The organism is Streptomyces sp. SudanB25_2051 (assembly GCF_964272635.1).
Lineage (GTDB): Bacteria > Actinomycetota > Actinomycetes > Streptomycetales > Streptomycetaceae > Streptomyces.
Genome location: NZ_OZ186787.1, coordinates 2639630 through 2661587, shown reverse-complemented (window position 1 = coordinate 2661587; position 21958 = coordinate 2639630). Strand labels below are relative to the sequence as shown.

The following is a 21958-nucleotide window of genomic DNA, read 5'->3' as shown; positions in this document are numbered from 1 at the left end:
GACGTGCGCGGCGCGAGTGGCTGGGGGAACGAGGCGTGATCGCTGAGCAGTTGACGGGCGGACAGTGGTGGATCGTGGCGCTCGCCGTGTCCGCGCTGGTCCCTGTGGCGTTCTTCTTCTGCCTCAGGAGTACCAAGGGCGCGGTGCTCTCCCTGCTCGTACCCGCCATCGGGGCGTTCTCCGTCGTCGGCCTCAGCACCGGGCAGGGCGGCGGGGAGAGGGAGGCGCTCGTCATCCACAGCGTGTCGATGCTGGCCCTGGCCCTCACGGTGACCGCTCTCAGGCCGGAGGTCGTCCGGTACGCGGAGCTGACCCGGCGCGGCGAGGAGTACGAGGCCCCCAAGTGGAAGATCAACCTCTACGCGGTGCTCACCCTGGCGTTCGCGATCGGCCTGATGGTCCTGCTGCTGGCGTGAGGGCGTGCCGTACGGGTACGTGCCCGGCGTCCACCGCCCCGTACCCGTACCGCCGTGCGACCCTCAGCCGCCGCTCAGTTCGCGCAGCCTGCGGTCCAGCGCCAGCGACAGCTCCGCGTCCACCACGCTCTTGGCCAGCGGGCGCAGGCGCTTCGCGTCCTGGTCGCGGGCGTGCTCGTGCAGCAGGTCCGTGAACAGCTTCGCCAGCGCGTCCGCGTGGGTGCGCACGTCCCGCGCCGCGCCCAGCACCGCCGCCAGCGGCACGCCCTCCCGCACCAGCGCCGACGACACGTCCAGCAGCCGGCGGCTCACATGGACGATCAGCTCGCCGTCCATCGCGAGATAGCCCAGGTCCAGCGCGGCGGCGAAGTTCTCCGCGGTGACCTGGTCGCCGAAGTGGTCGGCCAGCTGCTCCGGCGTGAGCCGTACGGGCTCCTCCTCCGTCGGCTCGCCGAGCCCCAGCACCTCGCCCACGTCCCGGCCGCTCTCGAACGCGGCGGCCAGGTCCGCGATGCCGTTCAGCGTGTGGCCGCGCTCCAGCAGCGCGGCGATCGTCCGCAGCCGCGCCAGGTGGTGCGGGCCGTACCAGGCGATGCGGCCCTCGCGGCGCGGCGGCGGTATCAGCCCGCGCTCACGATAGAAGCGGAGCGTCCGGGGGGTGATGCCGGCCGCCTCGGCCAGCTCCTCCATGCGGTACTCACGGTCCTCACCCTCGTTCGCCACGCCCGCAAGCCTATGTCGTACCAGGGGTAACTTCCTCGTCCCGACCTCTACCGCTCAGTAGGGAGCTGTCCTACCCTCCCAACAGTGCCAGTGATTGCTGGCAGAGTCTTGGGAGGCGGCATGAGCGACCACGCGCGCGAACATGTACGAGTGGCGGTGATCGGTTCCGGTTTCGGCGGCCTCGGCGCCGCCGTCCGGCTCCGCCGCGAGGGGATCACCGACTTCGTCGTCCTGGAGCGGTCCGACTCGGTGGGCGGCACCTGGCGCGACAACAGCTACCCCGGTTGCGCCTGCGACGTCCCGTCGCACCTGTACTCGTTCTCCTTCGCGCCCAACCCCGACTGGCCCCGCACCTTCTCCGGGCAGCCCCACATCCGCGCGTATCTGGAGCGGGTCACCGACACCTTCGGGCTGCGCCCCCACCTCCGCCTCGGCCACGAGGTGCTGATGGCGCGCTGGGACGCGGACGCGCTGCGCTGGGAGATCGAGACCTCGCGCGGCACCCTCACCGCCGACATGGTCGTCTCCGCCACCGGCCCGCTCTCCGACCCCCGGATCCCGGACGTGCCCGGCCTCGACGGCTTCCGCGAGGCGGGCGGCACGGTCTTCCACTCGGCCCGCTGGGACCACGACCAGGACCTGACCGGCAAGCGCGTCGCGATGATCGGCACCGGTGCCTCCGCCATCCAGATCGTCCCCTCCATCCAGCCGAAGGTCGGCCGCCTCACCCTCTTCCAGCGCACCCCGCCGTGGGTGATGCCCCGCATCGACCGGGCGGTGACCGCGCCCGAGCGCTGGCTCCACCGGCAGCTGCCCTTCACCGGCAAGGCCCGCCGGGGCATCCTGTGGGGCATTCGCGAGCTCCAGGTCGGCGCGTTCACCAAGCGGCCCGAGGTGCTGTCCCTCGTCGAGGCGCTCGCCAAGGCGAACATGCACCGCGCCGTCAAGGACCCGGCCCTGCGCGCGAAGCTGACCCCCTCGTACCGGATCGGCTGCAAGCGCATCCTCCTGTCCAACGACTACTATCCGGCCGTCGCCCGCCCCAATGTGGACGTCGTCGCCGCCGGCCTGTCCGAGGTGCGCGGCCGGACCGTCGTCGGCGCGGACGGCACCGAGGCCGAGGTCGACGTGATCATCTTCGGGACCGGATTCCACGTCACCGACATGCCGATCGCGCAGCGCGTCGTCGGCGCCGAGGGCATCACGCTCGCCGAGGCGTGGAAGGACGGCATGGAGGCGCTGCGCGGCGCGACCGCCGCCGGGTTCCCCAACTTCATGACGGTCATCGGCCCCAACACCGGGCTCGGGAACTCCTCGATGATCCTCATGATCGAGTCGCAGCTGAACTACATGGCCGACTTCGTCCGCCAGCTGGACCTCCTCGGCGGCGGCCGCGCCCTCGCCCCGCGCCCCTCCGCCGTCGCCGCGTGGAACCGGCGGGTGCAGGCGCGGATGGAGCGCACCGTGTGGAAGTCCGGCGGCTGCGACAGCTGGTACCTCGACGCCAACGGCCGCAACACGACCCTGTGGCCGGGCACCACGTCCGAATTCCGGCGCGCGACGCGCGTGGTGGACCTCGGGGAGTACGAGGTGGTCCGCCCGCCCGGCGAGGCCGCGGGACCGGGCGCGGCGGGCACTGCGGCCGCGGCGTCCGGAACCGGCTCAGCGCCCCGCACCGGCTCCGGCAAGGCGCCGCGCGGCCGCGAGGGGGCGGCGGCGTGAAGACCACCCCGTACGCGGCGGCCACGCCCCGCACCCTGACCGCCGTCTCCACCGACGGCCAGTCCCTGCACGTCGAGGTGTACGGCCCCGAGGGCGCCCCCGCGGTCGTCCTGGCCCACGGGTGGACCTGCTCCACCGACTTCTGGGCCGCGCAGGTGCGGGACCTCGCCACCGACCACCGGGTCGTCGTCTACGACCAGCGCGGCCACGGCGCGACCCCGCCCGCCGCCGGACCGTCCGGCTACAGCACCCGCGCGCTGGCCGACGACCTGGAGGCGGTGCTCACCGCCACGCTCGCGCCCGGCGAGAAGGCCGTGCTGGCAGGGCACTCCATGGGCGGGATGACCCTGATGGCGGCCGCCTCCCGCCCCGCGCTGCGCGCCCACGCCGCGGCCGTCCTGCTGTGCAGCACCGGACCGTCCCGCCTGGTCCCCGAGGCGCTCGTCCTCCCGCTGCGCGCGGGCGCGCTGCGGACCCGGATCACCGGCGCGATCCTCGGTGCCCGCGCCCCGCTCGGGCCCGTCACGCCCGTGTCGAAGGCGATCCTCAAGTACGCCACGATGGGGCCCGGTTCGGCGCCGGACAGGGTCGCCGAGTGCGCCAGGATCGTGCACGCCTGCCCGCGCGCCGTGCGGGTCGCCTGGTCGCATGTGCTCGCCGGGCTCGACCTGGAGGCGGGCGTGCGGGAGCTGGACGTGCCGACCGTGGTGGTCGCGGGCACCGCCGACCGGCTCACCCCGCCCGTCCACGCCCGCGCCCTCGCCGACGCCCTGCCGCAGTGCGTGGGCCTCGACATCCTGCCGGGCATCGGGCACATGACGCCCGTGGAGGCACCCGAGGCCGTGACGGCACGGCTGCGGGAGCTGACCGCGACGTATCTGCGGGACGCGGAGACCTCTCGTACCGCCGCCGGGCCGGAGGCCGAGCGGGACCGGGCCGTGCCCGCCCCCCGCACCGAAACCCCGCGCGACACCGACACCACGCCTCAGGCCGACACCAAGTCTCAGGCCGGCACCAAGTCTCAGGCCGAGATCAAGTCTCAGGCCGGCACCAAGTCTCAGACCGAAACCAAGCCTCAGGCCGAGACCAAGCCTCAGAACGACACCCCACACAGCGACCTCCCCCGTACCGACGCGCCTCACCATGAGGACCAGACAAAAGAGGAATCCGTATGAGCAGGGTCAGCCTCGAAGGGCAAGTCGCCGTCGTCACGGGCGGCGCGCGCGGTGTCGGCGAGCTGCTGGCCCGCAAGCTGTCCGCGCGCGGCGCGAAGATCGCGCTCGTGGGCCTGGAGCCGGACGAGCTGAAGCGGGTCGCGGAGCGGCTGCACACCGACAGCGACTGGTGGCACGCGGACGTGACCGACCACGAGACGATGGCGCGGGTCGCGGCCGAGGTGAAGGAGCGTTTCGGCAAGGTCGACATCGTCGTCGCCAACGCCGGTGTCGCGACGGGCGGTCCGTTCGCCGACTCCGACCCGGTCGCGTGGCGCCGCGTCATCGAGGTCAACCTCATCGGCGGCGCCGTCACCGGGCGGGCGTTCATGCCCGTACTGCTGGAGAGCCGGGGGTACTTCCTCCAGATCGCCTCGCTCGCCGCGATCACGCCGGCGCCGATGATGACGGCGTACTGCGCGTCCAAGTCGGGCGTGGAGGCGTTCGCGCACAGCCTGCGCGCCGAGGTCGCGCACCGGGGCGTGAGGGTCGGCGTCGGCTACCTGTCGTGGACCGACACCGACATGGTGCGCGGGGCCGACCAGGACGAGGTGATGCGGGAGTTGCGGCAGCGGCTGCCGTGGCCGTCGAACCGCACGTACCCGCTGGGGCCGGCCGTCGACCGGCTGGTGCAGGGCATCGAGCGGCGCTCGGCCCATGTGTACGCCCAGTGGTGGCTGCGCGGGATGCAGTCCGTACGGGGGTATCTGCCGTCGCTCATCACGGCGGTGGGCCAGCGCGAGATGCGGCGCTTCGAACCCCGGCTGGCGGGTGTGTCCAGGGGGCTGGTGGGCGCCGGGGGCGCCGCCGACGAGCGGGCGCGTGCGGAGCGTGACTGATCGAAATGCGCGGTATGTCCGCTCATGCCAGGCTGGTCGGCGCGGGGCCGCTCAGGGCTCCGCGTTCCCCCCTCCCGTGTAGGAGTGACACCCGCTATGGGCATCTCTGACCAGTTCAAGGACAAGGCCGAGCAGCTTCAGCAGCAGGGCAAGGAGCGCGCTCAGGGCATGAAGGACGAGGCGCAGCAGCGCATGCAGCAGCGCAAGGGCAAGAAGCAGGGCGAGTCCGAGCGCGGCCGCGAGGACATGTCCATGCGCGACAGGCAGAGCGCGATGGACGAGGACTACGAGGTCTGACGTCCCGCCCCGGCCCCTTCCCCGGCGCCCCGCCCGGCCATCACGGCCGGCCGGGGCGTCCGGCTGCGGCGGTGCGCCGAACGCGCCGTGTGCACACAGGACATGGACCCGCCGCCCCAGGCGAGGGCTCCGCTCCCGGCCGGTGCGATGGGCCGCACGGCGCCGGGCGGGCCAACTCCCCGCCGGACGCGGGGTCGTACGCGCAGAGGCGCATGCTCCGGGCGTACTCTCGGTGTGTGGCTGCTCACTTGGGTAACCGGCTCAGGGACGTGCGGAAGCGGCGCGGGCTGACGCAGCTGGGGCTTGCGCGCGAGTCCGGGGTGTCCGTGTCGCTCATCCGGAAACTGGAGCAGGGCGAGCGGAGGGACGCGCGCCTGGAGACCGTACGGCGGCTCGCCGCGACGCTCCGGGTGCCCACCTCGTCCCTCGTGGTGGAGCCCGCCGAGGAGGGGGCCGGCGCCGCCGTACTCGACGCGTGGGCGCCCGTCAGGCAGGCTCTCGCCGACCCGGCCGGTGTCGCCGCCGAACCGGACGAACCGCCCACCGCGCAGGGCGTCGCCGCGGCACTCGGCGCCGCTCTGCCGCTGTTCTCCGGCGACCGGTTCGAGGAATTGCGCGCGGTCCTGCCCGCCCTGCTGCGTGACACCGACGTGCTGGCCCGGCTCGACCCGCAGGGGCACCCCCTGCGGGTACGGCTTCTGCAGCTCACGGGCTGGCTCCTGACGCAGACCCGCCAGTTCGACGCCGCCGAGTCGGCTCTCGGGGCCGCGCTCGACGGTTCGGCGGACCGGCTGCAAGGGGCCTCCACCGTGAGCACCATGTGCTGGCTGCTCCTGCGGCAGGGCCGTCTCGGCGAGGCGCGTGAGCTGGCCATCCGGTGGGCCGACGAGACGGAGCCGCGCCTGTCACGGGCGACGCCCGACGAGCTGAGCGCGTGGGGCTGGCTGCTGCTGCGCCTGTCGGCGGCCGCCGTACGGGACAACAGGTCCGACGAGGCCGAGGACGCCCTGCGCCTCGCCCACGCCGCCGCCGTCGCCATGGGGAGGGAGTTCGCCCCGGACGGCGACTTCCTCAGGGCGTTCGGCCCCGTCACCGTGACCCTGAAGCGGACGGAGAACGCCATGGTCATGGACCGCCCCGACGTGGTGCTGAGTCTGGCGGCCCGGATCCCGAAGGGCGGCATGCGCCCCACCTCCAACAACCGCAACCGCCACCTGCTGGACGTGGCCAACGCGTACACGGCCACCCGGCAGTACGGGCCCGCCGTCGAGACGCTGACCGCCATCCGCGCCGCCGCCCCGCAGTGGCTGCCGAACCAGCGCTACGCCCGCGACATCCTCGGCCGCATCGTCGCCCGGCGGCGGACGCTCACCGACACGATGCGCTCCCTCGCCGACACGGTCGGCCTGCCCGTGTGACACTGCGTGGCACTACGCGCGAGGCGGCGACAGAACTGCCATTGTGGCTGGTCAGCGCCGCCTCTAGCGTCGGTTCACATGATCGAGGAACCCACATGTGACAGCGCCCGGACGGTCGTTTCCGGGCTCTGGCCGCCCCCCGAGCCCGTCCCCGTCGCCGGGTGTGCCGAGTGCGCGGGGCTGGCCGGGTTACGGGGCGGGGCGCGGGCGCGGGGCGACATGTCCGCCGTCTCCGACTGCAACGTCCTGCTGCGGCGCCACCAGCAGGCCCACCGGTGACCGCGCCGGAGCCCCGCGACGAGCGCCCGCTGCTCACGCTGCGGGTGTCGCGGGACGGCGGGCGGACCTGGGGCGACCGCACGGTCGTCCACAGCCGTGACCGGCTCGCCCCCCTGCACACCTCCGTCTGGCCGCCCTGCGCCTGCCCCCGCTGCCGGGCGAGGGGTGACTGAACCGCACGTCCCCCGGGCTCACAGCCTCGGGGGCAGTGGCGGGCGGGAGAGGTCGGGGGTGGCGGAGTAGTCCGGGGGGCTCGACGGGGGGTGCTTCTTCAGCAGCTCCAGCGCCAGGTCCACCGCGTCCGCCAGCTGGCGGTGGCGGCCCTCCGCCCAGTCCAGCGGGGTGCGCTCGATCTCGATGTCCGGTTCCACGCCGTGGTTCTCCACGCCCCAGCCGTACGCCTCGAACCACGCCGCGTTCATCGGCACCGTGATCACCGTGCCGTCGCCCAGCCGGTGGCGGCCCGTCATGCCGACCACGCCGCCCCAGGTGCGCAGGCCCACCACCGGCCCGAGGCCCTGGAGTTTGAACACCGCCGTGATCATGTCGCCGTCCGACGAGGTCGCCTCGTCCGCCAGCGCCACCACCGGGCCGCGCGGCGAGTTCGACGCGTACGACACGGGCTGCGCGTTGCGCGTCAGGTCCCAGCCCAGGATGCGGCGCGTCAGCTTCTCCACGACCAGTTCGCTGATGTGCCCGCCCGCGTTGCCCCGCACGTCCACGATGAGCGCCGGCCGCGACACCTCCAGGCGCAGGTCCCGGTTGAACTGCGCCCACCCCGAGCCGCCCATGTCCGGGATGTGCAGGTAGCCGCACCGCCCGTCGCTCAACTCCCGTACGACCTCCCGCCGCTTGGCCACCCAGTCCTGGTAGCGCAGCGGGCGCTCGTCGATCAGCGGCACCACCGCGACCCGCCTCGGCCGCCCCGACTCGCCGTTCCCCGGCGCGAACGTCAGCTCCACCGTCGTCCCGCCGGCCGCCGCCAGCAGCGGGTACGGCCCCGTCACCGGGTCCACGGGCCGCCCGTCCACATGCGTCAGCACCGCCCCCTCCCGGATGCCCGTGCCCGCCAGCGGCGAACGCGCCTTGGAGTCCGACGAGTCACCCGGCAGGATCCGCTTGACGACCCACTTGCCGTCCCGGCACACCAGGTTGGCGCCCAGCAGGCCCATCGCCCGCTGGTAGTGCGGCGGGCCCTCGTTGCGCCGCGCGGGCGTCACGTACGCGTGGGACGTGCCCAGCTCGCCCAGCACCTCCCGCAGCAGGTCGGCGAACTCGTCCGGCGACGCGACCCGTTCGACCAGCGGCCGGTACTGGTCCAGCACCCCGTCCCAGTCGATGCCCGCCATGCCCGGCTCCCAGAAGTACGCGCGGGTGATCCGGCCCGCCTCGTCGTACGCCTGCCGCCACTCGGCGCCCGGGTCCACCTCGTGCTGGATGCGCCGCACGTCCACGTACACCGTCGTGTCCGCGTCGCCGATCTCGTTCGCCGGGACGGCCCGCAGATCGCCCTCGTCGACGACGACCAGCCGCGTCCCGTCGCCGCTCACCGCGAACCAGTCCAGGTGCGCCACCAGCTCGGACTTGCGGGCCTTCGTGAGGTTGAAGTGCTCCAGCGTCGGCCGCTCGGAGGGGTCGGACGGGTTCACGAACGTCTCGCCCAGCGCGCCCGAGATCGGCCACCGCAGCCACACCAGTCCGCCGCCGCTCACCGGGTGCAGCGACGAGTACTTCGACGCGGCGACCGGGAACGGCGTCACCCGGCTCTCCAGGCCCTCCACCTCGACCAGCACGGTCCCGTCGCCCGCCTGCTCGTCGTCGCCCAGGTCCAGGCCGCCCGCCGCCGGGCGCCCCTCGGGCGACAGCGCGAACGGCGACGGCGTGGTCGACGCCAGCGGTACGAGGTAGGGGCGGCAGCCCAGCGGGAACGACAGGTCCCCGGTGTGCACGTCGTACACCGGGTCGAAGCCGCGCCACGACAGGAACGCCAGATACCGGCCGTCCCGTGTGAAGACCGGGCTCTCGTCCTCGAACCGGCCGTCCGTCACGTCCACGACCATGCGGTCCTTGATGCGGGCCATCTTGATCTGCCGCAGCGACCGGCCGATGAACGGATGCGACCAGGTCAGCCACTGCCCGTCGGGCGAGAACGCCATGTCCCGCACGGGGCCGTTGTCGGAGCGGACCAGCTCCGTGACCAGGCCGTCGCCGGGCGCCGAGCCCCCCGCGGCGGGACCGGCCGGACCGGCGGGGTCCGTGCCGGGCGTAGGGGGTTCCGCCGGGGCCGGGTCGTCCGGGGGCGGGGCCTCCGCGCCGAGCGGCTCCGGGGTCACCGGCGGGTCCACGATGTCCGTCGCCCCGGTCCCGGCCGGCGCCTCTTCCGCCCCGGCCGCCCCGGGCCCACTCGCGCCCGCGCCCGCGTCGCCCGCGCCCGCATCGGCACCCGTGCCCGCGCCCGCGTCGCCCACGCCCGCATCGGCGTCCGCTCCCGCTTCCGGCAGCGTCAGCTTCCGCAGCCGGCCCTTCCTCGGCGGCTCGTCGGCCGGCTCGCCCGCCGCCTCCACCGCCTCCTCCGACGCGTCGAGCAGCAGCAGCCGCCCGTCGTGCGAGGCGATGGCCAGCCGGTTGCCGTCCGGGTCCGAGACCATCTCCAGTACGCGGCCCAGCCGGCCGGCGGCCAGGCGGCGCGGCGGGCGCTGGCCGCTGGCGCGGGGCAGGTACGCGATCTCCACCGCGTCCTCGCCCTCCGCGTCCGTCACGTACGCGACCCGGCCCCCGTCCAGCATCTCCGGCAGCCGCACCCGTACGCCCGGCGTGTCCGCGATCGACCGCGCCGGGCCGTCCCGGTGCGTCAGCCAGTACAGGCTGCCCCGTACGCACACCGCGCTCGCCCGCCCGGTCTCGTCCACGGCCACCGACTGGATGTGCTGCGCGGCCGGCACCTGGTAGGTGCGCCGTCCCGCGCGCGGCCCCCCGAGGCGCACCGCCAGCTTCCGGGGCCGGGCGTCCGGCGTCAGCGCGTCCACCATCCACAGGTCGCCCGCGCACTGGTAGACGACGCGGCGCCCGTCCGACGAGGCGTGCCGGGCGTAGAAGGCGTCGTGGTCGGTGTGGCGCCGCAGGTCGGAGCCGTCGGGCAGGCACGAGTAGAGGTTGCCGACGCCCTCGTGGTCCGACAGGAACGCGATCCTGCCGCCCACGAACATCGCGCAGTCCAGGTGCCCGCCCAGATCGGGCAGCAGCCGCTCGCCGTGGAGCCACAGCCGGCCGGTCGCCCCGCCCCGGTAGCGCTTCCACGCGGCGGGCTCGTGCGGCGGCTTGCCCGTCAGCAGCAGCGTGCGGTGCTCGCCGTCGACGTCCGCGACCTGGATGTCGGCGCACGGCCCCCACGGCAGGCGGCGCCCGGGGCTGCCGTCCACGGACACCTTGTACGCCCAGGAGAAGTGCGAGAACGGCTGCCCGTGCGAGGCGACCGCCAGGATGTTGCCGTCCGGGTCCCAGCCGCAGACCCGCGTGTCCAGCGACCCCCAGTACGACAGGCGGCGCGCCGGGCCGCCCTCGACGGGCAGGAGGTGGATCTCCGGGTCGAGGCTGCGCCAGCTCGTGTACGCGATGTGCCGGCCGTCCGGCGAGAAGCGCGGGTGGCCGACTCTGGTCCGGTCGACGGTGAGCCGCCAGGCGCGGCCGGGGGACTCGCCGTCGGCGACGAGCGGGGCGATCCAGAGATCGTCCTCCGCCGCGAAGCACAGCAGATCGTCGTGGACGTGGGGATACCGGAGGTACGCGCCGTCACTGCTCACGCTTTCATGCTTTCCGCGTGCGCCGGGCGCGGCAACTCGACCGGCCCACCGGTCAGATGTTCCCGCCGACCTGTCATCCCGCCCGCCTTCCCCCGGACCCGCACCCCACACCCCCTCGCTACCGTCCCCGAGGCCCGCCCCGCGCCTGGCCGCACGCCCGCCGACCGCACGCCGCCGGCCACCGCCCGCGCGGCCGCCCCGGCCCGGCCGCACGCCCCGGCCCGCACGCCCGCCCCCGGCCACGCCCCCCGCACCGACGCGTGACCCAGGACACGTACGAAACGGTTTCGTTTCGCTCAACCCCTCGCCTACCCTGAGCTGTACGAAACCGTTTCGTTCGGATGGACACGCCCATGGCCCGCAGCAGACTCACCCCGGAACGCGAGTCGGAGCTGTACGAGACCGTCATCGACCTCCTCGGCGAGGTCGGGTACGACGGGCTCACCATGGACGCCATCGCCGCGCGCACGCGCTCCAGCAAGGCCACCCTCTACCGCCAGTGGGGGAGCAAGCCCGAACTGGTCGCGCAGTCGCTGCGGCACCACAAGCCCGTCGATATCGCGGAGATCGACACCGGAACGCTCCGGGGCGACTTCCACGAGATCATCGGGCGCTCCGACGACTGCCGCATGGCCAAGGACTCCGCGATGATGCAGGGTCTCGCCCACGCGGTCAGCGAGCATCCGGAACTGCACCAGGCGCTGCGCGAGCTGCTGATCGAACCGGAGATGACCGGGCTCGACCAGGTGCTGCGCCGCGCCGTGGAGCGGGGCGAGGTCGCCGCCGACAACCCGGCGCTCGGCCTGGTCCCGCACATGATGATCGGCGCCTTCGTCGCCCGGCCCCTCATCGAGGACCGGCCGGTCGACCAGGCGTACCTCTCCGCCTATGTGGACGCCGTCGTGCTCCCCGCCCTCGGCGCGCCCTAGCCCCCCGCCCCGCGAGGGGCGGACCACCGGACCCCGGCCCGCCAGGGACGGGGGCCGTACGGGCCGGCCGGCCCCGGCGCTCCCCAGCCGGACCGCGCCGCCGCCCGCGACCAGCACCACCAGCACCACCAGCACCTGACACGTACCGCTCACGCTGTCGGGCCGACTCCCCATGTCCTGCCCCGTCCACTCACCTCGGGAGTACGCCCCAGTGGCCACGTTCCTCTACAGACTCGGCCGGTTCGCCTTCCGGCGCCGCCACCTCGTGACCCTCCTGTGGGTCGCGCTGCTGGCGGTCGCCGGGGCCGGTGCCGCGACCGCGCCCGCAGCCACCTCCAGCTCCTTCTCCATGCCCGGTACGGAGGCCCAGAAGGCCTTCGACCTGCTGGAGGAACGATTCCCCGGCGGCAGTGCCGACGGCGCCACCGCGCGGGTCGTCTTCAAGGCGCCCGACGGCCAGAAGATGACCGACCCGGCGAACAAGGCCCGCGTCGACAAGGCCGTCGCCGATCTGCGCGCCGGCTCGGACCAGATAGCCAACGTCACCGACCCGTACGCCGCGCAGGCCGTGTCGCGGGACGGCGCGACCGCGTACATCCATGTGTCGTACAAGGTCAACGGCATGGAGCTGACCGACGCGACGCGCGACGCGCTCACCGAGACCGGTGAGGAGGCGCGGGACGGCGGACTGACCGTCGAGATCGGCGGTGACGCCCTCCAGGCGATGCCCGAGACCGGCACCGGCGAGATCATCGGTGTGGTCGTCGCGGGGATCGTCCTCGTCATCACCTTCGGCTCGCTCGTCGCGGCCGGGCTGCCGCTGCTCACCGCGATCATCGGTGTCGGCATCGGCGTCTCGTCGATCACCGCCCTCGCCAACGTGCTGGACCTCGGCTCCACCACCGGCACCCTCGCCACGATGATCGGCCTCGCCGTCGGCATCGACTACGCCCTGTTCATCGTCTCCCGCTACCGCGCCGAGCTGGCCGAGGGCCGCGAGCCCGAGGACGCGGCCGGACGAGCCGTCGGCACGGCGGGCTCCGCCGTCGTCTTCGCCGGCCTGACCGTCGTCATCGCCCTGGTCGGCCTCGCCGTCGTCAACATCCCGATGCTGACGAAGATGGGCGTCGCCGCCGCCGGCACGGTCGCCATCGCCGTACTGATCGCGCTCACCTTCATCCCGGCGCTGCTCGGCTACGCGGGCAAGCGCATCCTCGGCCGCAAGGCCCGCAAGGCCCTCGCCGAGGGCGGGAACGCCGCCGGCGCGGTCGCCGAGGCCGCCGACGCGGCCAAGCCGAACGCGGGCACCCGCTGGGCCCGGTTCGTGCTGCGCCGCCCGGTCACCGTCCTGCTCATCGGCGTCGTCGGACTCGGCGCGCTCGCCGTGCCGGCCGCGTCGCTGGAGATGGGCCTCCCGGACGACGGCGCCCAGCCGACCTCCACCACCCAGCGCCGCGCGTACGACCTGCTGTCCGACGGGTTCGGGCCCGGTTTCAACGGTCCGCTGATGGTCGTCGTGGACGGCGACAAGGCCGCCGCCGCCAAGGCCGCGGACACGATCAAGGGCCTCGACGGCGTCGCCGCGGTCACCCCGCCCACGCCGAACAAGGCCGGCGACACGGCCATGATCACCGTCGTGCCGAAGGACCGCCCGTCCTCCACGGCCACCGAGGACCTCGTCCACGACATCCGCGAGAAGACCGGCGACGACATCCTCGTCACCGGCCAGACCGCGATGAACATCGACTTCTCGCAGAAGATGAACGACGCGCTGCTGCCCTATCTGGCGCTCGTCGTCGGCCTCGCGTTCCTGCTGCTGATGGTCGTCTTCCGGTCCGTGCTCGTGCCGCTCAAGGCCGCCCTCGGCTTCCTGCTGTCGGTGGTCGCCGCGCTCGGCGCCGTCGTCGCGGTCTTCCAGTGGGGCTGGCTCGGCTCGGTGTTCGGCGTGGAGCAGACCGGCCCGATCATGAGCATGATGCCGATCTTCATGGTGGGTGTCGTCTTCGGCCTGGCCATGGACTACGAGGTGTTCCTCGTGACGCGGATGCGCGAGGCGTACGTCCACGGCGAGCGGCCCGGCGAGGCGGTCGTCACCGGCTTCCGCCACGGGGCGCGGGTGGTCACCGCCGCGGCCGTCATCATGATCGCGGTGTTCGCCGGGTTCATCGGGGCCAGCGAGCAGATGGTCAAGATGATCGGCTTCGGTCTGGCCGCGGCCGTCCTGTTCGACGCGTTCGTCGTGCGCATGGCCATCGTCCCGGCCGTCCTGGCCCTCCTCGGCCACAAGGCCTGGTGGCTGCCGCGCTGGCTGGACCGGGTCCTGCCGAACGTGGACGTCGAGGGCGAGGGGCTGCGCAAGCGGCTCGGCGACGAGGGCGGGCGACCGGGCGAGCCGGAGCGCGAGCTCGTACGCGCCTGACGCCGTTCACCGGGGCGGGGCGTCCCCGGACGAGGTGCCGCACCGCGCGGCCACCCCGTCCGGGCGGCGCCCCGCCCCGCCGCGTGCGGCACGCGCGCGCCCGGGACCGGAACGGGGCACGGGCCGGTGCGGGACGCTCAGTACGGGTACGCGGGCCGGTGCGGAGGCCCAGTGGGGCACGCCGGGCCGGTGCGGGCCGTTCAGTAGGGCGCGGGGCCCGTGCGGGCAGGGTCAGTGAGGGACCGGCGTCGCGGCGTACGTGCGCCGCAGGAAGCCGCGCAGGGCCGACGTGTCGAACTGGACCAGCACGGCCGTGCCGTCCGGGGAATGGAACTCGACCACCGTCTGCACCCGCCCGCACGGCCACACGTCCACGTCACCGTCGTGGGCGGGCGCCCGCAGCCCCGTCTCCAGCAGCTCGCGCGGAAACGTCCAGCTGCCGCCCGGCAGCGCGAAGCGCACACAGCCGGGCTCCACGTCCGGCCCGTAGCGCAGCGCCACCGGCACCGGCCGGGAGAGCGGGCCGTCGGTCACCACGAGACCCCGCGCCCGCACCTCCACCGGACGGGGCTCGTCTTCCCCGGCAGGCCGGGCCTCCTCGGGGTGTACGTCGGCGGGGCACATCGCGGGCTCCTCACACTCGCCGTCACCTGAGGCTGACGTGTACCCCCGGATCGCCGGGCCATCCCTCCGCCCGGCAATCGCTTTCTGTGCCAGGCCCGCTCTTGCAAGGAGTTTGCAGGAGCGGTCATCATCGAACGGCCGGATACCGACGAGACGCGTCCCGAAACCGAAAGCGGTCCCACCCCATGCATGTGCCCGACGGATTCATCAACGCGCCCGTGTCCGCGGCCGCGGGTCTGGTCGCCGCGGGCGCCGTGGCGGCGGGGCTGCGCGGCGCGCGCCGGGAGCTGGGCGGGGAGCGGACGGCGCCGCTCGCGGGTCTGGTCGCCGCGTTCATCTTCGCCGTGCAGATGCTGAACTTCCCCGTCGCCGCTGGCACCAGCGGCCATCTGCTGGGCGGGGCGCTCGCCGCGATACTCGTCGGCCCCTGGACGGGCATGCTGTGCATCGCCGTCGTGCTGCTGATGCAGGGCGTGCTGTTCGCGGACGGCGGGCTCACCGCGCTCGGCGTCAACATCACCGTCATGGGCGCCGTCACCGTCCTCGTCGCCTACGGCCTGTTCCGCGCCCTCGTGAAGGTCCTGCCCCGCACCCGCCGCTCGGTGACCGCCGCCACGTTCCTCGCGGCGCTCGTCTCCGTGCCGGCGTCGGCCGCGGCGTTCACGCTGGTCTACGCGGTCGGCGGCACGACCGACGTGCCCGTCGGCAAGGTCCTCGCCGCGATGCTCGGCGTGCACACGCTGATCGGCGTCGGCGAGGCGGCCATCACCACGGCGACGGTCGGCGCGGTCCTCGCCGTACGCCCCGACCTCGTGTACGGCGCGCGCGGCCTCACCGCGCCGCTGAAGCTCCGGGTGGGCGGCGAGCTGGTCGACGCCGCGCCCGCCGCGCGCCCCGCCCCGGCCGGTGCGGCGCGCACCCGCACGGTGTGGGGCGCCGGGCTCGCCGCGTCCCTGCTCCTCGCCGGGTTCGTGTCGTTCTACGCCTCCGCCGACCCCGACGGCCTGGAGAAGGTCGCCGCCGACCACGGCATCGACAGCAAGGTCCAGGAGCACGCGGCGGCGGACTCCCCGCTCGCCGACTACGGAGTGAAGGACCTCGAGGACGCCCGCCTGTCCGGGGGGCTGGCGGGCACCATCGGCGTCGGCGCGACGCTCGCGCTCGGCACGGGCGTGTTCTGGGCGGCGCGCCGACGCCGTACGGCGCAGGCCCCGGCCTCCGAGGGCTCCGCGCGGCCCCCGGCGCACTCCTCCGCGCCCCCGAAGGACACCGCCTGACGTGGGCGCCGGACACGCGCACAAGCTCTACCGGCACGGGCACTCGCCCGTGCACGCGCTGCCCGCGCACACCAAGCTCCTCGCCGTCCTCGGCTTCGTCCTGGCCGTCGTGTCGACACCGCGCGAGGCGATGTGGGCGTTCGCCGCGTACGCGGCGCTGCTCGCGGCCGTCGCGTACACGGCCCGCGTCCCGGCCTCGTACCTGCTGAAGCGGCTGGTCATCGAGGTCCCGTTCGTCGCGTTCGCGTTCCTCATGCCGTTCGTGGTGCCCGGCGAGCCCGTCGTCCTCCTCGGCGTCACCGTCTCCGAGGCGGGGCTGTGGGACGCGTGGAACGTGCTGGCCAAGGGCACCCTCGGCGTCGCCGCGTCCGTGCTGCTCGCCGCGACGACCGAGCTGCGGGAGCTGCTGCTGGGCCTGCAGCGGCTGAGGCTGCCGCCGATGCTCGTCCAGATCGCCTCTTTCATGATCCGGTACGGGGACGTGATCACCGACGAGATGCGCCGGATGTCCGTCGCCCGCCGCTCGCGCGGCTTCGAGGCGCGGGGCGTGCGGCACTGGGGCGTCCTCGCCAAGTCGGCGGGCGCCCTGTTCATCCGCTCGTACGAGCGCGGCGAGCGCGTCCACCTGGCCATGGTGAGCCGCGGCTACACCGGGACGATGCCGGTGATCGACCAGGTGACGGCGACGCCCGCGCAGTGGGGGCGGGCCGCGGCCCTCCCGGTCTCCGCGCTCGCCGTGTGTCTGCTGGGATGGACGCTATGACACCACCGCCGCCCGCCTCCCCGCCGATGTCCTTCGTGCCCTCCCTGGAGGTGCGGGGCCTCGCCTACGCCTACCCGGACGGGCACCAGGCGCTGTTCGGCGTGGACCTGACCGTGGAGCGCGGCGAGCGGGTCGCGCTGCTCGGCCCGAACGGCGCGGGCAAGACCACCCTCGTCCTCCATCTGAACGGCATCCTCACCGCCGGCGCGGGCACCGTCACCGTGGCCGGCCTGCCGGTCGCGCCGGAGAACCTGGCGGAGATCCGCCGCCGCGTCGGCATCGTCTTCCAGGACCCCGACGACCAGCTGTTCATGCCGACCGTGCGGGAGGACGTGGCGTTCGGCCCGGCGGCGGCGGGGCTGCGCGGCGCCGAGCTGGACGCCGTCGTCACACGGGCCCTGGAGCGGGTCGGCATGGCGGCGTACGCGGACCGGCCGCCGCACCACCTGTCGTTCGGGCAGCGCAGGCGGGTCGCCGTCGCGACGGTCCTGGCGATGGAGCCGGAGATCCTCGTGCTGGACGAGCCGTCGTCCAACCTGGACCCGGCGTCCCGCCGCGAACTGGCCGACATCCTGCGCTCCCTGGACGTGACCGTGCTGATGGTCACGCACGACCTGCCGTACGCGCTGGAGCTGTGCCCGCGCTCGGTGATCCTCAGCGAGGGCGTCATCGCGGCGGACGCCCCGACCGGCGAACTGCTCGCGGACGAGGAGCTGATGCGCGAGCACCGCCTGGAGCTGCCGTTCGGCTTCGACCCGGCCGCGCGGCCGACCCGGAATCCGGGCATGCGCTGAGCCGTTGCACCATGGGTCTGGAACATACGGCCGGACCGTGCGGCCCTGGCCGCCGCACGGGCGGAACCGTGCGGCCGGGACCATGCGGCCGAGCGGCCCCGAACCCCGAGAGAGAGTGCGTGCAGAGGTGGACGTCCAGGGCACCGTGGACCCCGGTTTCGAGCCGGTGAGGGACGCGTTCACACGCAACTTCGAGCAGCGCGGGGAGCGGGGCGCGGCCGTCGCCGTGTACCGGGACGGCCGCAAGGTCGTGGACCTGTGGGCCGGTACGCGCGACGTGGACGGCGCGGCCCCGTGGGCGGTGGACACCGCGCAGGTGGTGCGCTCCGTGACGAAGGGCGTCGCGGCGGCGGTCCCGCTGCTGCTGCACCAGCGCGGCCAGCTGGACCTGGACGCCCCGGTCGGCACGTACTGGCCCGAGTTCAAGGCGGCGGGCAAGGAGCGGACGCTCGTACGGCACCTGCTGGCGCACCGCGCGGGCGTACCGGTGCTGGACACGCCGCTCACGCCGGGCGAGGCGCTGGACGCGGCGGGCGGCTTCGAGCGGGCCGCGGCGGCCCTCGCGGCGCAGGCGCCCGTGTGGGAGCCCGGCACCGCGCACGGCTACCACGCGCACACCTACAGCTGGCTGCTGGCCGCCCTGGTGCGGCGCGTCACCGGGCGGCCCATCGGGCGGTGGGTCGCCGAGGAGATCGCCCGGCCGCTCGGCCTCGACCTGTGGCTGGGCCTCCCGGACGAGGAGGCCCACCGCGTCGGGCGCGTCGGCCGCCTGGAGGAGCCGCCCCCGTCGGCGTCGGGCGGCCTGGTGCTGCGGCCCAAGCGCGCGGTGGCCGAGGCGTACCAGGACCCGCAGTCGCTGACGCGGAGGGCGTTCGCCGTGATCGACCCGGCGCCCGACGAGAACGCCCCCGAGTACCGGGCGGCGGGCCTGCCCGGCTCGGGCGGCATCGCGACGGCCCGCGCCCTGGCCCGGTTCTACGCGGCGCTGCTCGGCCCCGTGGACGGCCACCGGCTGTTCGCCCCGGCGACCCTGGCGATGGCCCGCACCGAGGAGTCGGCGGGCCCGGACCGCGTCCTGGTGGTGGCCACCCGCTTCGGCCTCGGCTACATGCTGCACGGCCCGGCGTCGCCGCTGCTCGGCCCCGGCTCCTTCGGCCACCCGGGGCGCGGCGGCTCCCTGGCGTTCGCGGACCCGGAGTCGGGCGTGGCGATGGCGTACGTCACGAACGGCATGCGCAAGGGCGTGACCGCGGACCCGAGGGCGCAGGCGCTGGTACGGGCGGTGGCGAAGGCGACGACGGGCTGAGGCGGCGGCGGCCGGGCGCGGGGCGGGCCGTCACGGCGCGGGGCGGGGGCCTGGGCGGGCCGTCACGGCGCGGGGCGGGTTCCGGTCGGGCCGTCACGGCGCGGGGCGGGGGCCTGGGCGGGCCGTCACGGCGGGCGGGTTCCGGTCGGGCCTGCCGGGGCCGGTCAGGCCGGCTTGCGGAACTGCTCGATCATCGCCGCGTACCCGTCACCGCCGCGCCCGTCCGCGAGGGCCCGCGCGGCGAGTGCGTTGAGGAACCGGGGCAGTTCGGCGCTGACGCCCAGGGACTCGCTCTCGTGGACCAGGTGGTCCATCGCGGCCGCGTGGGTGTCGAGGGTGGAGTCCAGCGCCGGGTACGCCCCCGCGTCGATCTGCTCCGCGTACCCGGCGAGCCAGTCGGTCACCGTCCCGGCGGCCCGCTTGGCGAACGGGGCGAACGCCGACGCGTCGACGCCCGCCGTGCCGAGCAGCGCGGCGCCCTGGAGGAAGCCGTTGAGGATGCTCCACATCAGGGCCAGGACGGCCGTGTCGTACAGCGACGACAGGCCCGGGTCCTCGCCGAGGTGCAGGGTCGACTCGCCGAGGGCGCGCAGCACGTCCTCGTACTCCTCGAAGGCCTCCCCGGGCCCGCTGTGGACGAGGATCGCGTCGGGAGTGCCGATGGCCGGCGGTACGGCGAGGATCGCGCCGTCGAGGTAGGCGGCGCCGTGCCGGGCGGCCCACGCGGCGGTGTCGCGGGCGTCCTGCGAGGTGCCGGAGGTGAGGTTCACCAGAACGCGGCCGTTCAGGGTGTCCGCGAGCGGGTCGAGGAGCGCCCGTACGGCGGTGTAGTCCGACACGCACAGGACGACGAGCGGCCCGGCGGTGAGGGCGTCGCGCGCGGACGGGGCGAGGGCCGCGCCCTCGGAGACGAGCGCGTCCGCCTTCGCCGCGGTCCGGTTCCACACGGTGGTCGGGTGGCCGGCGCGCAGGAAGGCCCCGGCCAGGGCCTGGCCCATCAGCCCGAGACCGATGACCGTCACGGGGGTGTGCTGCTTCACGATGCTGTCCCTTCCGGGGGATCGGGAGTCCGTGTCCGTGGAAGGATCGTGAACGTTCACATCGGTATGAGGGTCAAGGGGGAACGGGACATGCTGATCGGGGAGTTGAGCCGCAGGACCGGGGTGCGGACCCACCAGCTGCGCTACTACGAGGCGCAGGGGCTGCTGGAGCCGCGCAGGGGGCCGAGCGGGTACCGGGAGTACGGCGACGACGCGGTGCTGACCGTCCAGCAGATCCGCAACCTCCTGGAGGCGGGCCTGTCGACGGAGGAGATCCGCTTCCTGCTGCCCTGCGCCACCGGCGCGGGGCCCGAACTGGAGCCCTGCCCCAAGCTGCTGGCGACGCTGCGCGGCCGGCTGGAGGCGCTGGACCAGCACATCGACACCCTGACGCGCTCACGCCGCGCCCTGCAGACCTACGTCACGGCGACGGAACGCCGCGTGGCCCGCCGGTACCCGCCCTGCGACGTGACCCCGCCCACCCCGAAGCGCCCGGCCCCGGCACTGCTCGCCGCGGCGGGGTGAGCGACCCGCGGGCGCCGTGGGGCCGCCGGGCGCCCACCGCCCGGCGGCCCCGCACCACATGAACCGTGACGAATCCCAGCCCACCGCCAGGCGCTTCGATGCCCGACCCCACCTTCGAGGACCTGTTCCGTTCCGCCAGGCGCTCGGCCGTCCATCTGGAGATGCGCGACGGCTACATGCTGGACGAGGACTTCCGGCAGTGGCAGGCGGGGACGCGCTTCGACCCGGCCGAGCGGTGGCGGTCCTGGTTCGACCTGATGCGCGACACGACGGGCCGGGGCGTCGTGGTGCGCCGGGCCCGCATCGTGTCCGAGCCGGTCACGGAGTACATCCGGTACGAGTACGACGTCACGGCCGGGCACAACATCGCGGCGGGCGAGCAGGTCCGCTGGCTGCCGCGCCGGCGCGCCTCGGACCTGGCCCTGCCCGGCAACGACTTCTGGCTGTGCGACGGCGAGGCGGTCCTCTTCAACCACTTCGCCGGCAACGGCGACATGCTGGGCGAGGAGTACGTCACCGACCCGTCGGTGGCCGAGCTGTGCGCCACGGCGTTCGAGGCGGTGTGGGGCCGCGCCGTTCCGCACGCCGACTACGCCCCGAGGTAGACGCTCAACCCCGCATCGCCGAGGCGGCCCCCCGAACCACCACCCGGGCACTCGCCCTACCCGGTGCTGGGCTTCGGGCATCACCGCGGCGGATACCGCTCACGGCTCCAACGCCCGCCGGGCCTCGTGGATGACGGCCTGGGCCCGATGCCCGAAGACGGCGGACTCGCCCAGGGTGTTCCAGACGCGCGTGTACGTGGCGATCGTGTCGGCGTCGTCCAGCCACAGCTCGGCGTGCCAGTCCTCCACGATGACGAGGCGTTCGTCGTACATCCAGAAGCCGTTGCCCGGCGGGATCTTCAAGCCGGCCGAGAACGGGATGATGCCGAGCTTGACGGTGTCGAGTCCGATGACGCTCAGAAGCCGGTCGAGCTGGGCGGCGAGGACTGTGGGTGGGGCGACGCGGGCCCTGAGAGCCCCCTCCCACATGAGGATCTCGTACCGCCGAGTGGCGTCGTAGAGCCCTTGCTGTCTCTGGACGCGGGCCCGAACGGCCTCCTCGGTGTCGCGCGGTGACTGCATCAGCTCGGCGTAGCGCGTGAAGACGTGGCGGGCGTATTCGGGCGTCTGGAGCATGCCCGTGATCAGCGAGTTCTGCCAGATGCGCAGCCTCTTCGTACGGGCATGCTCGGCTGTGATGTTGTCCTGCACCGGCTTGTGGCCGGACGCCAACTGGCGCCGCCAGGAGCGCACCTGGGACTCCAGGCTCTTGAGCCGGGCCCGCAGCTCACCGGCCGCGCCCGGCTGGCCGGTGGCCTCCGCCCACGCCTGGAGGTCGGCGGCGGTGGCCGTCTGGCGCCCGTTCTCCAGCTTGTAGATCTTCGAATGAGCCCACCCGAGCCGCTGCGCGAGCTGGGGGCCGGTGAGCGGGCCCTGCGGCCCGGACATGCGCAACTCCCGTAGGCGTACCCCGAGATCCGCACGTGCCTTCTGGAAGTCTGTGCTCACCGGCCCACGGTACTTCGCAA

Annotated in this window: 20 protein-coding genes and 1 pseudogene; 16 read left to right on the top strand and 5 right to left on the bottom strand. The window is 74.2% G+C overall.

The window, feature by feature from the left end; translation table 11 throughout:
• Positions 1 to 35 precede the first annotated feature (35 nt).
• Positions 36 to 416 carry a hypothetical protein gene (locus tag ACSUPT_RS11755; RefSeq protein ID WP_351964355.1) on the top strand — a complete coding sequence of 127 codons (381 nt, stop codon included), beginning with the start codon at positions 36 to 38 and terminating at the stop codon, positions 414 to 416.
• Between the two features lie 63 nt (positions 417 to 479).
• Here ACSUPT_RS11755 and ACSUPT_RS11750 read toward each other — a convergent pair whose 3' ends face one another.
• The gene (locus ACSUPT_RS11750; protein WP_351964567.1) at positions 480 to 1106 is read right to left on the bottom strand and encodes a MerR family transcriptional regulator; all 627 of its coding nucleotides are present in this window, start codon (positions 1104 to 1106) and stop codon (positions 480 to 482) included.
• Between the two features lie 153 nt (positions 1107 to 1259).
• Between ACSUPT_RS11750 and ACSUPT_RS11745 the strand changes: the two genes are divergently transcribed.
• From ACSUPT_RS11745 to ACSUPT_RS11715, 7 genes and pseudogenes are all read left to right on the top strand, one after another.
• Positions 1260 to 2861 carry a flavin-containing monooxygenase gene (locus ACSUPT_RS11745; protein ID WP_404147477.1) on the top strand — a complete coding sequence of 534 codons (1602 nt, stop codon included), beginning with the start codon at positions 1260 to 1262 and terminating at the stop codon, positions 2859 to 2861.
• Positions 2858 to 3781 (top strand): annotated as a pseudogene (locus tag ACSUPT_RS11740) (alpha/beta fold hydrolase); the annotation flags it as partial. The gene ACSUPT_RS11745 and the pseudogene ACSUPT_RS11740, both read left to right, overlap by 4 nt.
• A gap of 251 nt (positions 3782 to 4032) precedes the next feature.
• Positions 4033 to 4914, top strand: coding sequence for an SDR family oxidoreductase (locus ACSUPT_RS11735; RefSeq protein ID WP_351964353.1), 882 nt, complete (start codon positions 4033 to 4035; stop codon positions 4912 to 4914).
• Positions 4915 to 5010: 96 nt separating this feature from the next.
• Positions 5011 to 5211, top strand: coding sequence for a hypothetical protein (locus tag ACSUPT_RS11730; protein ID WP_361655655.1), 201 nt, complete (start codon positions 5011 to 5013; stop codon positions 5209 to 5211).
• Positions 5212 to 5447: 236 nt separating this feature from the next.
• On the top strand, positions 5448 to 6629 hold the full coding sequence (locus ACSUPT_RS11725) for a helix-turn-helix transcriptional regulator (RefSeq protein WP_436944216.1): 1182 nt from the start codon (positions 5448 to 5450) through the stop codon (positions 6627 to 6629).
• Positions 6630 to 6707: 78 nt separating this feature from the next.
• Positions 6708 to 6908, top strand: a complete 201-nt coding sequence (locus ACSUPT_RS11720) for a hypothetical protein (protein ID WP_399218944.1) — start codon at positions 6708 to 6710, stop codon at positions 6906 to 6908.
• Entirely contained in the window at positions 6905 to 7081 is a 177-nt protein-coding gene (locus ACSUPT_RS11715; RefSeq protein ID WP_351964349.1) for a hypothetical protein, read from the top strand. Before ACSUPT_RS11720 ends, ACSUPT_RS11715 begins: the two co-directional genes overlap by 4 nt.
• Before the next feature lie 18 nt (positions 7082 to 7099).
• Here ACSUPT_RS11715 and ACSUPT_RS11710 read toward each other — a convergent pair whose 3' ends face one another.
• A complete protein-coding gene (locus ACSUPT_RS11710; protein WP_436944215.1) occupies positions 7100 to 10708 on the bottom strand; it encodes a S41 family peptidase in 3609 nt (1202 codons plus the stop codon).
• Between the two features lie 353 nt (positions 10709 to 11061).
• Here ACSUPT_RS11710 and ACSUPT_RS11705 point away from each other — a divergent pair, with 353 nt between their 5' ends.
• Positions 11062 to 11637 (top strand): TetR/AcrR family transcriptional regulator, encoded by a 576-nt coding sequence (locus ACSUPT_RS11705; protein WP_351964347.1) that lies wholly within the window; start codon positions 11062 to 11064, stop codon positions 11635 to 11637.
• A gap of 211 nt (positions 11638 to 11848) precedes the next feature.
• Complete coding sequence (locus tag ACSUPT_RS11700) at positions 11849 to 14056, top strand: MMPL family transporter (protein WP_436944214.1); 2208 nt, start codon at positions 11849 to 11851, stop codon at positions 14054 to 14056.
• Between the two features lie 231 nt (positions 14057 to 14287).
• Here the strand turns inward: ACSUPT_RS11700 and ACSUPT_RS11695 are convergent, their stop codons facing one another.
• Positions 14288 to 14680, bottom strand: a complete 393-nt coding sequence (locus tag ACSUPT_RS11695) for an SsgA family sporulation/cell division regulator (RefSeq protein WP_351964345.1) — start codon at positions 14678 to 14680, stop codon at positions 14288 to 14290.
• Positions 14681 to 14865: 185 nt separating this feature from the next.
• Here ACSUPT_RS11695 and ACSUPT_RS11690 point away from each other — a divergent pair, with 185 nt between their 5' ends.
• The 4 genes from ACSUPT_RS11690 to ACSUPT_RS11675 all read left to right on the top strand — a co-directional run bounded on the left by ACSUPT_RS11690 (position 14866) and on the right by ACSUPT_RS11675 (position 18820).
• Positions 14866 to 15957 (top strand): energy-coupling factor ABC transporter permease, encoded by a 1092-nt coding sequence (locus tag ACSUPT_RS11690; protein ID WP_399218948.1) that lies wholly within the window; start codon positions 14866 to 14868, stop codon positions 15955 to 15957.
• A gap of 1 nt (position 15958) precedes the next feature.
• Entirely contained in the window at positions 15959 to 16720 is a 762-nt protein-coding gene (cbiQ, locus tag ACSUPT_RS11685) for a cobalt ECF transporter T component CbiQ (protein WP_436944213.1), read from the top strand.
• Entirely contained in the window at positions 16717 to 17514 is a 798-nt protein-coding gene (locus ACSUPT_RS11680) for an energy-coupling factor ABC transporter ATP-binding protein (RefSeq protein ID WP_436944212.1), read from the top strand. The genes cbiQ and ACSUPT_RS11680 overlap by 4 nt, the downstream gene beginning before the upstream one ends.
• A gap of 127 nt (positions 17515 to 17641) precedes the next feature.
• Positions 17642 to 18820, top strand: a complete 1179-nt coding sequence (locus ACSUPT_RS11675) for a serine hydrolase domain-containing protein (RefSeq protein WP_365725014.1) — start codon at positions 17642 to 17644, stop codon at positions 18818 to 18820.
• Between the two features lie 164 nt (positions 18821 to 18984).
• Here ACSUPT_RS11675 and ACSUPT_RS11670 read toward each other — a convergent pair whose 3' ends face one another.
• Complete coding sequence (locus ACSUPT_RS11670) at positions 18985 to 19860, bottom strand: NAD(P)-dependent oxidoreductase (protein ID WP_436944211.1); 876 nt, start codon at positions 19858 to 19860, stop codon at positions 18985 to 18987.
• Positions 19861 to 19950: 90 nt separating this feature from the next.
• Between ACSUPT_RS11670 and ACSUPT_RS11665 the strand changes: the two genes are divergently transcribed.
• A complete protein-coding gene (locus ACSUPT_RS11665) occupies positions 19951 to 20385 on the top strand; it encodes a MerR family transcriptional regulator (RefSeq protein ID WP_436946203.1) in 435 nt (144 codons plus the stop codon).
• Between the two features lie 98 nt (positions 20386 to 20483).
• On the top strand, positions 20484 to 20990 hold the full coding sequence (locus ACSUPT_RS11660) for a DUF6879 family protein (protein ID WP_436944210.1): 507 nt from the start codon (positions 20484 to 20486) through the stop codon (positions 20988 to 20990).
• A gap of 99 nt (positions 20991 to 21089) precedes the next feature.
• On the opposite strand, the gene ACSUPT_RS11655 is transcribed toward ACSUPT_RS11660, so the two are convergent.
• The gene (locus ACSUPT_RS11655; protein ID WP_351964339.1) at positions 21090 to 21938 is read right to left on the bottom strand and encodes a helix-turn-helix domain-containing protein; all 849 of its coding nucleotides are present in this window, start codon (positions 21936 to 21938) and stop codon (positions 21090 to 21092) included.
• Positions 21939 to 21958: the final 20 nt, after the last annotated feature.

Coding starts and splice junctions, on each gene's coding strand:
- ACSUPT_RS11695 (WP_351964345.1), bottom strand. CDS start 14,680: ATGTGCCCCGCCGACGTACACCCCGAGGAGGCCCGGCCTGCCGGGGAA.
- ACSUPT_RS11730 (WP_361655655.1), top strand. CDS start 5,011: ATGGGCATCTCTGACCAGTTCAAGGACAAGGCCGAGCAGCTTCAGCAG.
- ACSUPT_RS11750 (WP_351964567.1), bottom strand. CDS start 1,106: ATGGAGGAGCTGGCCGAGGCGGCCGGCATCACCCCCCGGACGCTCCGC.
- ACSUPT_RS11680 (WP_436944212.1), top strand. CDS start 16,717: ATGACACCACCGCCGCCCGCCTCCCCGCCGATGTCCTTCGTGCCCTCC.
- ACSUPT_RS11690 (WP_399218948.1), top strand. CDS start 14,866: ATGCATGTGCCCGACGGATTCATCAACGCGCCCGTGTCCGCGGCCGCG.
- ACSUPT_RS11705 (WP_351964347.1), top strand. CDS start 11,062: ATGGCCCGCAGCAGACTCACCCCGGAACGCGAGTCGGAGCTGTACGAG.
- ACSUPT_RS11735 (WP_351964353.1), top strand. CDS start 4,033: ATGAGCAGGGTCAGCCTCGAAGGGCAAGTCGCCGTCGTCACGGGCGGC.
- ACSUPT_RS11660 (WP_436944210.1), top strand. CDS start 20,484: ATGCCCGACCCCACCTTCGAGGACCTGTTCCGTTCCGCCAGGCGCTCG.
- ACSUPT_RS11665 (WP_436946203.1), top strand. CDS start 19,951: ATGCTGATCGGGGAGTTGAGCCGCAGGACCGGGGTGCGGACCCACCAG.
- ACSUPT_RS11720 (WP_399218944.1), top strand. CDS start 6,708: ATGATCGAGGAACCCACATGTGACAGCGCCCGGACGGTCGTTTCCGGG.
- ACSUPT_RS11745 (WP_404147477.1), top strand. CDS start 1,260: ATGAGCGACCACGCGCGCGAACATGTACGAGTGGCGGTGATCGGTTCC.